13 protein-coding genes, 2 tRNA genes and 1 pseudogene are annotated in these 16,422 nt (G+C 49.3%); 8 read left to right on the top strand and 8 right to left on the bottom strand.

Features of this window, described 5'->3' with window-relative positions:
- The first annotated feature begins 130 nt into the window (after positions 1-130).
- Both QP860_RS06570 and QP860_RS06565 read left to right on the top strand, forming a co-directional pair.
- Positions 131-1,860: pseudogene (locus QP860_RS06570) on the top strand (ABC transporter ATP-binding protein).
- The gene (locus tag QP860_RS06565; protein ID WP_070618112.1) at positions 1,857-3,653 is read left to right on the top strand and encodes an ABC transporter ATP-binding protein; all 1,797 of its coding nucleotides are present in this window, start codon (positions 1,857-1,859) and stop codon (positions 3,651-3,653) included. The pseudogene QP860_RS06570 and the gene QP860_RS06565 overlap by 4 nt, the downstream one beginning before the upstream one ends.
- A 552-nt stretch (positions 3,654-4,205) precedes the next feature.
- Here QP860_RS06565 and QP860_RS06560 read toward each other — a convergent pair.
- The 8 genes from QP860_RS06560 to cdaA form a co-directional block, all read right to left on the bottom strand.
- Positions 4,206-5,471, bottom strand: a complete 1,266-nt coding sequence (locus tag QP860_RS06560) for a peptidase U32 family protein (protein WP_210382792.1) — start codon at positions 5,469-5,471, stop codon at positions 4,206-4,208.
- Between the two features lie 7 nt (positions 5,472-5,478).
- The gene (locus QP860_RS06555; RefSeq protein ID WP_070618105.1) at positions 5,479-6,399 is read right to left on the bottom strand and encodes a peptidase U32 family protein; all 921 of its coding nucleotides are present in this window, start codon (positions 6,397-6,399) and stop codon (positions 5,479-5,481) included.
- 571 nt (positions 6,400-6,970) lie between these two features.
- A complete protein-coding gene (locus tag QP860_RS06550; protein WP_284912403.1) occupies positions 6,971-8,212 on the bottom strand; it encodes an MFS transporter in 1,242 nt (413 codons plus the stop codon).
- 32 nt (positions 8,213-8,244) lie between these two features.
- Positions 8,245-8,886, bottom strand: a complete 642-nt coding sequence (gene pyrE / locus QP860_RS06545) for an orotate phosphoribosyltransferase (protein WP_070618102.1) — start codon at positions 8,884-8,886, stop codon at positions 8,245-8,247.
- 32 nt (positions 8,887-8,918) lie between these two features.
- Positions 8,919-9,635 (bottom strand): orotidine-5'-phosphate decarboxylase, encoded by a 717-nt coding sequence (gene pyrF, locus QP860_RS06540; protein ID WP_070618099.1) that lies wholly within the window; start codon positions 9,633-9,635, stop codon positions 8,919-8,921.
- A 750-nt stretch (positions 9,636-10,385) separates the two neighbouring features.
- A complete protein-coding gene (gene glmM / locus QP860_RS06535) occupies positions 10,386-11,750 on the bottom strand; it encodes a phosphoglucosamine mutase (protein ID WP_070618097.1) in 1,365 nt (454 codons plus the stop codon).
- Between the two features lie 108 nt (positions 11,751-11,858).
- The gene (locus QP860_RS06530) at positions 11,859-12,947 is read right to left on the bottom strand and encodes a CdaR family protein (RefSeq protein ID WP_070618094.1); all 1,089 of its coding nucleotides are present in this window, start codon (positions 12,945-12,947) and stop codon (positions 11,859-11,861) included.
- Positions 12,934-13,788, bottom strand: a complete 855-nt coding sequence (gene cdaA, locus QP860_RS06525) for a diadenylate cyclase CdaA (RefSeq protein ID WP_070618091.1) — start codon at positions 13,786-13,788, stop codon at positions 12,934-12,936. Before cdaA ends, QP860_RS06530 begins: the two co-directional genes overlap by 14 nt.
- Positions 13,789-14,044: 256 nt before the next feature.
- On the opposite strand from cdaA, the gene QP860_RS06520 reads away from it, so the two are divergent.
- The 6 genes from QP860_RS06520 to QP860_RS06495 all read left to right on the top strand — a co-directional run bounded on the left by QP860_RS06520 (position 14,045) and on the right by QP860_RS06495 (position 16,176).
- Positions 14,045-14,263 (top strand): hypothetical protein, encoded by a 219-nt coding sequence (locus QP860_RS06520; protein WP_070618087.1) that lies wholly within the window; start codon positions 14,045-14,047, stop codon positions 14,261-14,263.
- 94 nt (positions 14,264-14,357) lie between these two features.
- Positions 14,358-14,735, top strand: a complete 378-nt coding sequence (locus tag QP860_RS06515; RefSeq protein ID WP_143236730.1) for a hypothetical protein — start codon at positions 14,358-14,360, stop codon at positions 14,733-14,735.
- Between the two features lie 85 nt (positions 14,736-14,820).
- A tRNA-Tyr gene (locus QP860_RS06510) sits at positions 14,821-14,901 on the top strand.
- A 13-nt stretch (positions 14,902-14,914) separates the two neighbouring features.
- Positions 14,915-14,986: transfer RNA gene (locus QP860_RS06505), tRNA-Gln, on the top strand.
- A gap of 105 nt (positions 14,987-15,091) precedes the next feature.
- Entirely contained in the window at positions 15,092-15,610 is a 519-nt protein-coding gene (locus QP860_RS06500) for a hypothetical protein (protein WP_070618081.1), read from the top strand.
- A gap of 125 nt (positions 15,611-15,735) precedes the next feature.
- Positions 15,736-16,176, top strand: coding sequence for a GNAT family N-acetyltransferase (locus QP860_RS06495; protein ID WP_070618078.1), 441 nt, complete (start codon positions 15,736-15,738; stop codon positions 16,174-16,176).
- The last annotated feature ends 246 nt before the right edge of the window (positions 16,177-16,422 follow it).

Raw genomic sequence — 16,422 nt, 5'->3', positions numbered from 1 at the left:
TACGATGTGGTAAAGCTTCAGGATTTTTTGAGTAGGCAAGCTTGAACTTTTGCTGGTAAGCCCCTATAATGACTAGGCGAGCTAATGTTGATGGCTCCATGATTATTTATAAATGGAGGGGTGTTGCGCTTTGAAGTTTATTTGGAAATATCTGAAGAAATATCCTGGCGACTTATTGATGTTGTTTCTAGGCATGGCTGCTTTTGTAGCGGTGACTCTAGGCCTACCAACCATGGTCGCTTTTATTATTGACCACGCCATTGTGGCAGGCAATATGTCTGTCTTTTACCGTTATATGGCCTATATGGTGGTCTTTGCCTTAGTTGGGGTAGTGGGCCAGTTGATGGCGTCTTACTTTATTAGTAAGATCGTCAACGATATGACCATGAAGATCCGCAATGATGTCTATGCGAAGATGCAGTCACTGTCGCACCATGAATTCCAAGAACTTGGGGTGCCGTCGTTAACGACACGAATTACAACGGATGCCTTTATTCTCTTGCAGTTTACGCAAATTATGTTGCGGACTGGGATGACATCGCCCTTGATGATTGCGGCATCGATCTTTATGATTACGACCATTTCGCCGGCATTAGAGGCTTATATTATCCCCATTGTGCCGATTATCCTACTCTTGGTCCTCTTTATGTCCAAACTGACTCTGCCTATCTCGGAAGACCAGCAGGCGAGTTTGGATCAGATCAACCAGAGCTTGCGGGAGAACATTACAGGGACTCGGGTCGTGCGGGCATTCAACCGCCAAGGCTATTTTGAGAAGCGTTTCGCCAAGGTGGCCAGCCTCTATAAAGGGCTGACCAAGAAGCTCTTCAAGTTAGTGGCGGTGACCCCTTCTATCTTCAGTTTCCTCATTAATGTTACGATTATTATGATTATGTTGGTGGGGTCGCGTTATATTGAACATGGCCAGCTCCAGGTGGGGAATCTCTTTGCCTTCATCGAGTATGCCTTCCATATCTTGATTTCCCTCATGCTTTTTGCCAATATTTATATGATGTATCCGCGGGCGGTGGTATCGGCTGGCCGCCTCCAGGAAGTCTTGGACACGCCGATTACGGTTGAAAATCCTGACCAGCCTGTGATGGAGACCGATGGCAGCGGGCGCTTGGAGTTCCGTCATGTGGACTTTGCTTATCCGGATGCTAGAGAGCCGGTCTTGAGAGATATTTCCTTTAGCTCCAAGGCAGGGGAAACGGTGGCCTTTATCGGATCAACAGGTTCAGGGAAATCAACCATTGTCAAGTTGATTCCACGTTTCTACGATGTGACCAAGGGGGCTATCCTGGTTGATGGGGTAGACGTTAGAGACTTGGACCTGGCTGTCTTGAGGGACAAGATTGGCTTTACCCCGCAGAAGGCTAACTTATTCACGGGGGAGATTGCCGACAACTTACGCTACGGCAAGGCTGATGCGACGGAATATGATATGGATGAAGCAACCTCCATTGCCCAGGCCCGTGAATTTATCGAGCGCTTAGAGACTCGCTACCATACCCAGCTGTCTGAGGGCGGGAGTAACTTATCAGGTGGACAGAAGCAACGCTTGTCTATTGCCCGGTCCATTATCGGGGGACGGGAGATTTATATCTTTGACGATTCCTTCTCCGCTCTCGACTATAAGACCGATGCGGCTGTCCGCCAAGCCTCAAGGAAGAGACCAAGGGAGCGACCACTATTATTGTGGCCCAGCGTGTGGGGACGATCATGCATGCGGACCAGATTATTGTGCTCGACCACGGGGAGATTGCGGCACGAGGCACCCACGAGGAACTTCTGAAGACCTCCCCGCTCTATTACGATATTGCCTCATCCCAACTTAGTGAGGAGGAATTGGCTCGATGAAATCTAGTGAACTCATGAAGCGTATTTGGACCTATCTGCGGCCCTATCGCTTACAATTCTACCTGGCGATTTTCGCCACTGTCGTGATGTCTGTCGCCAATGCTTTAGAACCCTTTGTCCTCGGCTTAGCGATTACAGAAGTAGCCAACAATGTGATGGATATGGTCAAGGGGGTCCCTGGAGCAGGGATCAACTTCCCTTACTTGATTCGGATCCTAGCCATTTACCTGGTACGGGGGCTCTTCTTCCAAGCGGGCCAATACCTGGGCATTTATTTCCTGACCAATGCCACCCAGGATGCTATGTACGATCTGCGCCAGGATATCTCGCGTAAGGCCAACCGTCTACCGGTGGCTTATTTCGACCAGAACCAAACCGGGGATATCCTAAGCCGGATGACCAATGACGTGGACGCGATTTCCAATGCCATGCAGCAGTCCGCCATGCAGCTCTTTATTGGGGTCTTGCAAATCTCTTTAGCCGTGATTTCCATGCTACTCCTTGACTGGCAATTGGCCTTGATCAGCTTGGTCATGTTACCGGTCAGCTATTTGGTGGCACGGCGGGTGATTCATTACTCTCAACCCATCTTTAAGGAACAGGCAGATGCTTTGGGCCATCTCTTTGGTTATACCCAAGAAAACTTATCTGGTTTTACTGAAATCAAGGTCTACAACCGCCAGGCAGAATCGATTGAGGAATTCAAAAAACGCAACAAGCAATTGCGCGATATTGGCTTTAAATCAAGTTTCTTGTCCACCATTCTCCAACCCTTGCTCAGCTTTATCTCCAATATTTCCTATATTGTTATTACCTTATTCGGTTCGTTGAAGAGTTTCCAGGGGGTACTGACCGTTGGTAACCTCCAAGCCTTCCTGAATTATGTGTGGCAGATTAACCAGCCGATTAACCAGATTACCGAATTGTCTGGCTTGATCCAAAGCGCCTTCGCAGCGGGAGGACGGATTTTTGGCTTCCTGGATGAGGAAGAAATCAGCTCAGCTAGCGAAGGCCAGACCCTGCCTCGGCCAGTTAAAGGGCATGTGCGTTTCAACCATGTCCGCTTCGGTTATGATTCTGAGAACCCACTGATGAAAGACGTGAACTTCGAAGTGCAACCGGGGCAAATGATTGCCGTGGTTGGGCCGACCGGTGCTGGGAAGACGACCCTGATCAACCTCTTGATGCGCTTCTATGATATTGATGGCGGCAGCATTGAACTGGACGGGGTGAATATCCAGGATGTTTCCCGTGAAGACCTGCGCCGAAACTTTGGCATGGTTCTCCAGGATGCTTGGCTCTTCAATGATACCGTGATGGAGAATATCCGTTTCGGGAACTTGGAAGCGGGCGACTATGAGGTGATTGAAGCGGCTAAGGTGGCCAATGTGGACCACTTTATCCAAACCTTGCCGGGCGGCTATCAGATGGAAATTAACGAAGAAGCCTCTAACGTTTCGCTCGGTCAGAAGCAGTTGATGACCATCGCCCGGGCGGTGATTGCGGATCCGAATATTCTGATCCTCGATGAGGCTACCTCCTCCGTCGATACCCGCTTGGAACAATTGATCCAAGAGGCTATGGATAAGATTATGCAGGGGCGGACCTCCTTCGTTATCGCCCACCGCTTGTCCACTATCCGCAATGCTGACATGATTCTCGTGATGCAGCAGGGGGATATTATCGAACACGGCACCCACGATGAACTCCTGGCCAAGGGTGGCTTCTATGCTGATCTCTATAACAGTCAGTTCAATGAAGAAACCGCGACGGAGATTCATATGGGTTACTAGGGGGAGTATGCGTTTAAAGTCGTACCCCCTATAAAAAGAAAAAAGCTTCGAATTCCAAGATGTGATTGGCTTGGATTCGGAGCTTTTTAGTTTGTCTTCTTTAATAAATGGTGGAGGTGAGCTGCTCTTTCGCTGTTGCAGTCGGCTTGCCGGTTTGTGCTTAGAGGGATGGTTTGCTTGTTGGCGCTGTTCATTTAATAGAGTCCCTGTGTGTCTGCCAACTTGTGAATGAGCCTTCCGTTAGCGACTAAGCTGACTGGGCTCCCCCATAATAAAAACAAGCTAGCAAGGGTCTTGCTAGCTTGTTGGTCCTTTAGTAGGATTCGGTCTGGCAGAAATAGCTCCTCTTCACCAAAATCCGCCGAAGACTTACAGTCTTCTTTGGTTTTTGGCTCCAGAGGTCTCTTTCTCCCGCCAGCCCTCACACCCTGTTTAGTCGGGTTCGCAAAGGCAGAAAGGGCGTGACTTCAGCAAAAGGAAACGATCGGCTGAGAGCCGCTCTTATTCCTTTTGCCTCCAGTCATCCCTTTCTAACCGCCTTTGCTCACACCCTTATCTTTCTTTTCGGATCATGTCGTGGGCTTTGACGGGCTGGTTGACTTTCATGCTGATGATTTGCATGGCGTGGGGGGCGCGGTCGATGGCTTGGCCGTCTTCGTCGCGCATGGCAGTGAGTTCTTGTTGGAAGTGGCGCATGCCGGGGCCGTAGAATTCGATGAGGTCGCCGACGCCAAAGTTGTTCCGTTGTTGGATGGTGGCGATTTGGCTGTCTGGGTCATAGTCTAGGACTTCGCCAACGAATTGGTAGCGGGGGATCCGGCGGCGCTTGCCGAAGAGTTGTTCGTTCTCAGTTGGGCGGCCATAGTAGAAACCGGTGGCTAGTTCACGTTGGGCAGACTTCCAGAGTTCGTCGATCCATTCTTGTTGGACCTGGTAGTTATCGGGGTCTTCCAGATAAGAATCGATAGCCTTGCGGTAGACATTGATGACGGTTGAGACATAGTGGATGGACTTCATCCGGCCTTCAACCTTTAAGGAGTCGATGCCGTTCTGGATGATGTCAGGAATATGGTTGATCATGGAGAGGTCAACGGCTGACATGGCAAAAGGTTCATCGATATCCGTGCCTTCTTCGCCCTTGCCGACCATGTAGCGGTCACCGAGCTTGGGCATGTCATAGAGGCCATACTGCCAACGACAGGATTGGCAGCAGCCGCCCCGGTTAGCATCACGGTGGGCCATGTGGTTGGAGAGGGTACAGCGGCCCGAATAAGAGATACACATGGCGCCGTGGACGAAGGCTTCAATTTCGACATTGGTTTTTTGCCGAATTTCAGCGACTTCGGCCATGGAGACTTCCCGGCCCAGTACACAGCGGGTGAGACCGGCATCTTCCCAGAAGTTCAAGGTTTCATAATTGACGGCAGATTGCTGGGTTGACAGGTGCATTTCCAGGCCTGGCGCGTCGCTGGCGCAAATCTGCATGAGGGCAGGGTCGGAGATAATCACCGCGTCAATTCCGATATCGCGGATGGTGCGGAAGAATTCGCCAGCCCCCTCTTCATCGCCGACATGGGTGACCATGTTAGAGGCCACATAAACCTTGGCATTATGCTTGTGGGCATAATCCACGGCTTCTTGCATCTCATCGAAGTCGAAGTTGCCGGCCCGGCTTCTCAAGCCGTAAGCCTCGCCACCGATATAGCAGGCATCGGCGCCATAGTGGATAGCAATCTTTAATTTTTCAAGGGTCCCGGCTGGTGCTAAGAGCTCGGGACGTTTTAATTCACTTTGTGTCACACTGATTTCCTTTCTAATTTAACGCTTATTGGACGGTATCCTTGTCGAAGAGGAAGAAGCCGGTCGAAAGCTCGCGGTTATCTGGATGAAGTTCGCGCACTTTTTGGTCGAGCTGGAGGGCGTAGGCATCGTTCCATTGGCCCGCTTCAATGGCATCGCGGGCCTGGGCGAAAAGTCGGTTAATCTCAACGAAGGCTTGGCCTGGGCAGTAAATGCCGTCTGCATACCAGTGTTGGATGCCAGCTTTTTGGAGGTCGTTTAGGTACATCATAAGGTCCAAGTCGTTGTTGGCGAAGATATGGGTGCCGTGGTCATCTTCATAGATGGAATAATGGGTCTCATCCTTCTTAGGTTCGGAGAGGAAGAGCTCGTGTTCGGCAACTTCGGTCTTGTCCTTGCCGACAAAGTTAAAGTAGTTGTCGAGGAGCATGCGACCGCTCTGGTGGATGCAGGAGGCGCCGTAAGTTTGGACCATAAGTGGAATCTTGGCATCCCGGGCCATCTCAGTCAGTTCGACATAGGGAACTTCCCGGGCAACCAGGGCGCCGACCGCACCGTACTGGGCCCAGAAGTTAACCTGGCCTGGGCTGGTCACAAGGACAGAGGCATCGTAGATATAAGGCATGCGGTAGGCCTCTTCTTTGAGGATTTGGATCAGACCGGTGTCGCCAACCATGAGTAAATCAGCATTCATGGCCTTGATCTGGCTCAGATAGTCGCGGGCCCGGTCAATCTTGTCATTGTGGAGGATAGCATTGGCTGCGACAATCACCTCTTTGCCTGCTTGGTGCGTGATGCGGATCATTTCAGCCATTTCTTCCCGGTCAAAATATCCCGGCAAGCGGAGGCCGTAGCTGCTTTCGCCAATGACGAGATAGTCGACGCCGGCTTCCAACAGGGCCTGACCTTGGCTCAAGGATTCAGCTGTCGCAATCAATTTAATCATTCGTCTCTTTCCCTCTTTCTTCATTATAGTACACATTTCTACATTGTAAGTTCAAAAGCAATAAAAGTCTAGGCTTTTCGGTAAAAGTTGGGGGAATCTTAGTAAGCAAGTCTATTTTAAAGGGTAATTGTTATGAAAAAACAAGACGGCTTATTTATTATAAGGGTGCTAGAAGCATCCATTCCGCTTTTGAATTTGATCGTTAAAGAGCCGTGGCACCGGTTCGGGCCAAGGTCCCTCACCTAGCGAGCTTCAAAGGGCTAGTACGGCTGACGCCTACTATCCCTACTTCACATCGCTTGCTTGGTCACGGCTAACGATCAAATTCAAAGCTCCACTCCTGCTCAAAATTAGCTGATATGAAATTTACATTTAAATTACTAATCAGCAATATTAGAAAATGAAACAAGCTGGCTTATTATACGGTGCTGGAAGCATCCGTTTCGCTTTTGAATATGAGCCTTAATAGAATTGAGAAGTAAAAAAGTCCTGGACGACTTGGCTAAAAGTTGTCTAGGACTTTTTTTGCTTGTATTTGTTAAGGAGAGAGTGAAACTTGTTTAATTTCCCATTAATGGTTATGGGCGAGTTGTTGGAGTGGGCGCTGGTAATTTTCAGCCTTGAGATTAGGGAGGCTGAGCATGGTGGCCAAGCTGATTAAGTAGAGGCTGGCTAGGAAGAGCATGACCATGGGGACGGAGGAGACGTCGAGCAGCCAACCGATAACTACCGAGGAGAAGCCGCCTACTGCCCGGCCCACATTGAGGATGACGTTGTTAGCAATCGAAGCAATGTGGTCGGGATAGAGGCGGGTAATCATGGCCCCGTAGCCGGCGAACATGCCGTTGACGAAGAAACCGACGATGGCGCCGCCGAGAATCATAGTGAGCGGTGTCCGGGCAAAGGTGAAGAGGTAGACGGACAGGGCAGACAGGCTGAGGAAAGTAGTATAGGCCAGGCGGGGTCCCCGAGCGTCAAGCAAGCGGCCGAAGGTGAACATGCCTAGGCACATCCCAATAATGGTCGCAATCATCCAAGTTGAAGAATCCTTCACACTGACACCGCTGGCTTCCTGCATAATGGTCGGCAGCCAGTTCATCATCCCGAAGTAGCCAGCGATTTGAACGGTGGTCATCAGCATGAGTCCCAGGGTCTGCCGGCTGAGCTCAGCTGTCTGGAAGAGTTCCTTGATCGAAGGCTGTTGGGCTGCAGTTTGCTTTTGTTGGCGGGCCTGGGTGTCCGCAAAGACTTGCTGGTCATCGATAGCAAAGATCATCCAAATCACAAGCAGGACGGGCAGGAGGCCGAAGAGGAAGAGGCCGCGCCAGCCGAAGAGGGGAGCGATAAAACCGGCGAGCAGGGCAGAAAGAATGGAACCAATCTGACCGGCGATCCCGTTGAGGGAACTGACCCGTCCCATCTTCTGGGCGGGAACGATACTGGCCATAATAGCAATGGCGACACCGTATTCGCCCCCAACTCCCATGCCTGCTAGGAAGCGCATGAGGTAGAGGTAGCCGAGGTTAGGAGTGAAGAAGATGAGCCCCGTAGCCAGAGAGAAGAGGAGGATGGTCCACTTGAAGACCTTAAAGCGGTTATAACGGTCAGCAAGGACGCCGAAGACTAGACCTCCGACCAGCATACCGAGGTTGGTGATGGTGGCAATGAGTCCGGCTTGGGCGCCGTTGATGCCGAGCTGGGCGATAATTGCCGACATGGAGAAGGCTAGGAACATGACATTGAGGTCGTCGGTTCCTGAAGCCAGGATAGCAGCGATGAGGGCGCGTTGACTGTTGGTATTGGGATGATTCACAAGATGACCTCCTTCATTAAAGCACTGGCTGACTAGTCACTGTGGCTGGCGGTCCAAGCTTGGGGGTCTTGGTACCATTGCTCCAGCACGTCACGGGCCGCTTCCACTTCAGGATCTTCTTTGGCCGCGATCGGAATCAGAGTTTTGAAGTCCGATAGGGTGTAGAGGGGGAAGTCTTCCTTGGCAAAAGCTTCGCGGCTGGCTGGGAGGAGGTAGTTGAAGATGGCTAGGGCAGCAACGACTTCGCCACCTGCTTCTTGGACTTGGTGGGCTGCGTGGATCACTGACCCGCCGGTTGAAATCAAGTCTTCAACCATGAGAACCTTGGCCCCTTTTTCGAATTCGCCTTCGATAGCATTTTGCTTACCGTGACCCTTGGCTTTATCGCGGACATAGATCATGGGTAGGTCGAGAGCTTGGGCGATAAAGGCGGCATGGGGGATACCAGCAGTTGCGGTTCCGGCAACCACTTCGATATCCGAACACTTGTCTTTAATCGTCGCCAGGAAGCCGTCGATGAGGAGCTGGCGAACCTCAGGATGGGAAATCGTCAGGCGGTTATCGCAATAAATAGGAGACTTGAGGCCACTGGTCCAAGTAAAGGGTTGGTTGGGACGAAGGGAGATGGCATGGATATCTAAGAGGGCTTGGGCAATTTTTTCGGCTTGTGACATGGTAGATTCTCCTTTTCTATTCTGGTGACGGTTTAGGCTTGCCATTCGGCAGTGATGTCGCGGTAGGCTTGGACTGGATCAGCAGACTGGGTGATAGGACGGCCGACAACAATATAGTCGCTGCCGAGCGCCTTAGCCTTGGCTGGCGTAGTGATCCGCTCTTGGTCTTCCCGTTGACTCTGATAGTTGCTAGGACGGATGCCGGGCGTGACCGTGATGAAGTCAGTACCCACTTGGTCTTTAATCAGGCGGGATTCCAGGGGCGAGCAGACAACCCCGTCGAGGCCTGCTTTTTGGCTGAGTTGAGCATAGTGGACCACACTCTCTTCGATGGTCGCTTGGGTCAGTTGTTCGGCCTGCATGGCAGCTTCAGATGTTGAAGTCAATTGGGTGACCGCAATCAGGAGAGGGCGCTTGTCAGGATCAGGTTGGGCTTCCACAATGGCATCCATAGCCCAGCGCATCATTTCTTCCCCACCCGCAGCGTGGACATTTAGCATATCAACGCCCAGTTCCGTCAGCGCGCGGATACTGCGGTGGACCGTGTTTGGAATATCGTGCAGCTTCAAGTCAAGGAAGATGTGGTGGCCAGCCGCTTTGAGTTGCTTCACTAGGGCCGGACCGTTGGCATAGTACATCTCCATCCCAATCTTGACGTTTAGTTCCTGGCCGTCGAATTTTTGGATAAAAGCTTCCATCTTGTCAACTGTATCGAAGTCTAGGGCAATAATCGGTTTGTCTTTTTGCATTTTTAGCCTCCAAAAATAACTATTTTTTCCCAAAAAAAAGCACGTTGATTAAAATCAAAGTGCCGACCCCCTGCTTGGCGCCAAGCATAAAGGATGCGAATAAAATTTTGCTCAAATTGTCAAATATTATATCCCCCTATCGAAAGCTTGTCAAGATTTTTTCGTAATTTTTTTAATTAAATGTGTGCGAGAGAGTCTCCCTTGTGTTTTTGAAATTACTTAAGCCTGGCTATTCCTCAACGGGTCCATTATTAAAAATCTTCTTCACATGAAATAAGCTAGCAAGGGCTGGTAAATTATTTTTTAAATCATAAAAAATATCATTGTTGTTTGAATGCTGGGGCCTAGCAAGCCACATTCGGGGGACCCTAATGTGATTTGAACGCTGTCAAGCCACACTCCCATGACGTAATTGTGGCTACTCCAGCTACAAGCCACAATCGGAGAGCTAGACTGTGGTTTGCTGACGTTTAACCCACAATTGGGTCTTTCAAGTGTGGCTTGAGCCATGCTAATCCTCACTTGGGGCTTTGGATTGTGGCTTGCTGAGATAAAACAAAAACACTTCCCCAGATAAGCAATCAGAAGATGCCGCTTGCTAAGGGAAGTGTTTACTTTGAGTGAAAATTTACGAATTTCGCTTTATTATTGGAAAAGCTAGTCTTTAAGTCTTGCTTCTCTTTAAAAACAGCTATTCTTTCGAAAACCTGTTCCAGTGATTCAAGTCTCCCGACTTTTGTCACACTCTGCTTATTCAACGCCAAATTCTTGGCGGACTTGGTCGGCGATCCGGTTGGCATAGTCGGCAGCGAGTTCGTCGGTTTGGGCTTCGACCATGACGCGGAGGAGGTTCTCGGTACCGCTTGGGCGGACGAGGATCCGGCCATCGCCGCCCATGTCGGCTTCAACCGCTTGGATAACTTCTTGAACGGTCTCGGACTTCATGGCATCCTCACGGCCTTGGCGGGTGACGCGGACATTGACCAGGATTTGTGGATAGGTCTGCATCTCGTCAGCGAGTTCGGAGAGTTTCTTTCCGGTTTGCTTCATGACGAAGAGTAGTTGGACAGCGGTTAGGAGGCCATCTCCAGTTGTATTGTGGTCCATGAAGATAATATGGCCGGATTGTTCGCCACCCAGGTTGTAGCCGTGTTCGCGCATGGCTTCTACCACATAGCGGTCGCCGACCTTGGTAGTTTCAACCTGGATGCCGGCAGCTTCTGTCGCCTTGTGGAAGCCGAGATTGGACATGACGGTGGCAACAATGGTGTTATCCTTCAAACGCCCGCGCTCGTTCAAGTACTTGCCGCAGATGAACATGATGTGGTCGCCATCAATCAGTCGACCATTCTCGTCTACAGCTAGGCAGCGGTCGCCGTCACCGTCGAAGGCAATCCCAACATCAGCTTGGTTATCGCGAACCATTTGGGCTAAAGCTTCAGGGTGGGTAGAACCTACGCCGTCATTGATGTTCAGACCATTAGGCGAAGAGGCCATAGTTTGAAAATTAGTTTCAAGATCAGCAAACAAACGGTTGACTAGGGGCGAGGTTGCTCCATTGGCCGCATCGATGCAAACGTTCATGCCTTCGAGCGAGGAGGTAATTGTTGATTCAAGGAATTCCAAGTACTTGGACGCTCCCTCTAAGTACTCGCTCACCGTACCCAGGCCTTCAGAACTTGGCCGTGGAAGCGTATCTTCTTCCTGGTCTAAGAGGGCTTCGATTTCTAATTCTTGGTCGTCAGAAAGCTTGAAGCCGTCGCTACCGAAGAACTTAATGCCGTTATCAGCAGCTGGGTTGTGGCTGGCTGAAATCATCACGCCGGCTGTGGCACCGGTTGTCCGGGTCAAGTAGGCCACCCCAGGGGTTGAAATGACGCCTAATTGGAAGACTTCAATGCCAACGGATAAGAGGCCGGAAATGAGGGCATGTTCAAGTAATTGCCCTGAGATTCGTGGATCGCGCGCCACGAGGACACGGGGATTTTCACTCTGTTCACCGGCATGCTGGAGGAGGACATAGCCCCCACAACGCCCTAATTTGAAGGCGAGTTCTGGAGTTAATTCGCGGTTTGCTTCGCCGCGAACACCATCCGTTCCAAAATATTTACGCATAATGAATAATCTCCTTAATATTGGTTTATTCGAGGATTTTTTCTTTTGTACAAGTCACAAGTCATCTTAACATGAAAGCTTCAGCCTGTGAAGTTATAACTTAAAGGTCTAAGTAGAGGGGTCTTGTTCCTGGCTGGGGGCGTTTTGGCGGCCAGCTGCCGACCGGGTCTCCTGGGACCGCTGGCTGCTAGCTGAACTAGAATTCCTTTCAGCTTCTTCTTGACGGTTGGCAGCGTTTTGCCGGTGGGGTGTAACCTTGACCCGGACTTGTGCCGGTTCCATGGAGGATACGCCTGCTGGCAATTCCAGGTCCACCTGGGTTTCTTCTTCCTTGGTAATCTGGCTGACATCGACATAGCCCATCACCCGGTTGAGCTGGTGGATGCTGGCGGGGTCACCCGAGAGGACCGTGTTATGGGTGGTCAGGGGCTCAATCTCATAGTCGGTGTCAGGTCGGCCATTGACGGCTTCGAATTGGATGGGGACGGTATTGGTATTGGACTGGATATCGACTTGGACTTCCACCTGCTTGGGATCGGCACTGATATCCAGCATCTGCCCCTGGCTATCCGCGATCAGGACCGTGGCCGAAGTGGTATAGGAGTCGCTGGCATCGCTCGGGATATCCACATTGACATAGACCTGGCTGATCTGCTGGAGCTTGTCGCCAGAGCCTGACAGGGTAACGGTTTGGGGGTTGACACTCACATTACCGACCGCATAGTCGGGAGAGAGCTTATCACTATTGACCCGGACCTCGATCGGATAATTCTGGGTCTGGAGCTCCGCAATGGTGATATTAACGCTAGAAGGGGAGAGTTTATAATGTAATTCCTTAGAGATTCCTTCCAGGCGGAGCTTGATATAGTGCTGGCCAGGCCCGAGCTGTTCCAGATCTTCCGTCACTACCTTGAAGTTCTCAGCCTCCAGGGTTTGTTGGATGAGATTGGCTGGACCCGACAGCTCCACGTCCACGGTTTCGGGTAGGCCTGTAATATAGTAGTTTTGGACATTGCCCTTGATGTGGACGGGAACATTGGAGATAGTTTCCGTCGAATTCTCACTCACATTCTGGAAGAAAGAAATAGGATTATCATTGTAGCGCTCGGCCTTAACGAAGACAAACATGGTCAAGGCGAGGAAGAGGGCGACCAGGAGTGTCAACCACTTGTTGTCATAAATTTTATTCATCGTCATGCGCCTCGCTTTCCTTCTCTTCTTTAGCGAAGAGGCGGCTCAGGATATTGCTTTCGGAATGTTCTTCAGCCACAATGAAGTGATCTTGGAGGCTCTGGCGGAGCTCATCTTCTGAGAGGTCGCGGATAATCCGGCCGTGGTAGGTCAGGGAAATGCCCCCGGTTTCTTCAGAGACGACAACGGTAATGGCATCGGTCTGCTCGCTCAAGCCGACTGCTGCCCGGTGCCGGGTCCCCAGTTCCTTAGGGATATCGGGGTTCTCTGAGAGGGGGAGGAAGCTGGCGGCTGAAGTAATTTCTCCATCTTGGATAATGACCGCCCCATCGTGGAGGGGGGTATTGGGGATGAAGATATTAATGAGGAGCTGGGAGCTGATCGCAGCGTTCAGGCTGATCCCGGTCTTGGCGAATTCGGTTAGGGACTGTTCCTGCTCAATCGAGATCAGGGCCCCAATCCGCCGCTTGGCCATGTACTTGGAAGCGTCAATAATCTCTTCCACCATCTCCTCCATGGGATTGGTATACATCTGCTGCCTCTTAGCTGTAAAGAGGCGCTGGCCCAAATGTTCCAGACCGCGCCGGATCTCAGGCTGGAAGATAATGAGGACCCCAACGACGGACCACTGGATAATACTGTTCATGATCCAATCAACCGTCTCCAGACGAAAGACCGAACTCAGGATCTTAATCACAATAAAGACAAAAATCCCATTCAAAATATTGATGGCCTTGGTATGTCGGATCACCTTCAGCAATTGGTAGCAGAGGAACCAGACAATCAGGATATCAATCAGATTGAAGAGGTGTTGGAAAGTAAAAATAGATGACCAGTCAAAGGACATGGCGAGGCCTCCTTATCAGCTAATTCACGAATGCCCTAAGCATTCTTACCTATTAAGTATAGCATACCCGGCCCCCTAAACCCGCCTTGAGCTCTGGGATAAAGCTTAGGAAATCTTTAAAATGACTGGAGAGATTATCGATTTTATTGATAGAAGTTAGGTCTATTAAAGGAAGCTAGAAGAAAAATTGGTTTTTATTTAATGCTTTGTTAAAATTAAATCAAAGCGTATCCATGAAAAGGAGTGTCAAAGAGAAATGAAAATTCAAGTAAAAGATTTCCTAAAACTTAGCCTGACCATGATTGTTGCGGTCTATTTCATTCGAATTTTTAAAGAGACGGGATGGCCCTTTATTTGGACAGACCTAACTTGGGGGCTTTTCTTTTCGGTAACAGCTATTATTTTGCCTCGAATTAAAGCTCATCAGAAGGCTAAATACCAGGCCAAGTGGGGGAAACCGACCAATCGGAGATAGGAAGTGTATTATTTATTCGATGGTAAAAAAACAAACATATGTTAAACTGTAATTACCACTATAAATTTAACATATGTTTGGGAGTGTGAAATCTTTGATGCGAAAAGAACAGCTTTGGCCACTATGGAAGGGGCTGCTAGGCCTTTCCTGGCTGCTTTACTTTTATTTTTTGATTAGCCAGGCCGAAGTTACTTGGTGGTTTCAATGGCTAGCGAGAATAACCTTCTTATTATCATTATTTGTCAGTGGTCAGTTTTTGGATAAACGTAAAGATTTGGGTAAAAAGAAATTTTATCAGTATCTTATTGGTATTTCTATTCTTTCTTTTCCTCTGATACCTTTTCAACCCTTTACTGAAATAGGCACCATTACTTGGTCTGATTTTAAGCTGATTGGCCTGTTGACCCTAACCTTAATTATTATGATTGTCCTAGCCAATCTTTTCTATGATTGGATGCAAGAGAGGAATTAATCCGAAAAAAATATCAAAAAGGTCTTGCCAAGCCCAGGTTGAGATGTTATTATAATTGAGTACGATAAATCAAATTGATTCGTCGGGTGGGATAGCGAAGTGGCTAAACGCGGCGGACTGTAAATCCGCTCCTTCGGGTTCATAGGTTCGAATCCTATTCCCACCATTTCAATTATTATTGGGGTATCGCCAAGTGGTAAGGCAACAGACTTTGACTCTGTTATGCGTTGGTTCGAATCCAGCTACCCCAGTTGAGATGACCAGCTCTGAGCTGGTCTTTTTTTGTCTTAAAAAATATTGTTTCTATTAAATAGAATTGTTATACTTAGGTTAGCTCGAGAAAGGAGTGGTCCCTTATGGAATTATCCCAAGACCAAGTGCTGATCCGGCGCTTGAAACGTTTTGCTATCTTTTTCTTAGTCATTAATATTTTTAATGCAATTTCCCAATTGATTACCACGATTTCATCCTTCCAGTCTAAGGCTTTCGATGCCAGCCAATTTGAAATGTTGGGCCCTGAGATGGTGGACCAGATGCGGCAAACCTTCGCTTATTCTCATTCCATGCCTGTCCGGCTCATGAATGTGGTCTATCTTCTATTATATGTGGTTTTGGTTTATCTCTTCTATAAGGAATGGCAGAAGTTACGAGCCTTCCAGATTGATCCTCAGACCAAGACCAACTTCACCATTGCCTGTGCCATTAGCTTGGCCATCCCCTTAGTCAATGCCTTACTGACCCACTTAGCGGGTCTGGGTGCCTTCTCCGCTATGGCGGGTTGGATTGGTGCCGCGATTGTGATTGTCTTAAACCTGATTCTTTTCGGCATTTGTTTCTATACCTATAAGAAGTTGGCGGACCAGGGCGCGGTTTAGTCCTTATTCCCCGTCTTTGTTTCAGCCTGTTAGTTTGGATGATTTCTTCGCCAAGCTGGCAGGCTTTGTTTTTGCTTCCAGGCGTGTTAGAGTCAAACTATAATATGTAGAGAGGGGTTATAACCATGTTAGCGATCTATCGTCCAGGCGACCAGGCGCCGGAGTCTTTACTGGAGGCCATGGAGGGTGTGGACTTTCCAGGAGGAGGCTATCTGGCGGAGAAATTAGAGGACCAGACGCTCCAGGCGGGTGAAATGGTCTTAGTGGTGACGGATGTCAGTGGAGGCTTGATGGCCTTTGCTTCGCTCTTAGAGGAGGATATTGTGCCAGACCTCGACTATGGCCCCTTCCTAGCGGCCGTCTATGTTGACCCGAACTACCGTGGCCAAGGGATCTTCTATCATCTCGTCTCCTTGATCGAACTCGAAGCCAAGAGCCAAGGTCAGAGCCAGCTCTATGTGATCTCTCAACACAAAAACCTTTATAGTAAGGTGGGTTATCAGTTCAAGGAAGACCTGGTCGACTTCATGGAACGGCCAGTTTATTGTTTTAACAAGGCTCTTTAGTGGTGAAATATAACAATTCTTACAAGCAGCCAAGTTAAGGAAAGCCTGTTCTGATGGGAAATTTCCTCTAACTTGGCTTTTCTTTTAAGGATTCTTAGGATTTTTTGTCATAATTTGGTATGTAATTTTTAACAAAAGACAATTCAAGAGGTTTTTTATTACAGGATTTTTACATTTTTTCAGCTAAATTTCAAAAGCTCCAGACTTGTTAACAGAGGCGTTAAGGCTGATTAACAAGTCGGTCGG

It is taken from the genome of Aerococcus sp. UMB1112A, from assembly GCF_030230715.1.
In the GTDB taxonomy this organism is placed as follows: Bacteria; Bacillota; Bacilli; order Lactobacillales; family Aerococcaceae; genus Aerococcus.
The sequence above is the reverse complement of the archived record's forward strand: the minus strand, read 5'-3'. Positions and strand labels throughout refer to the sequence as shown.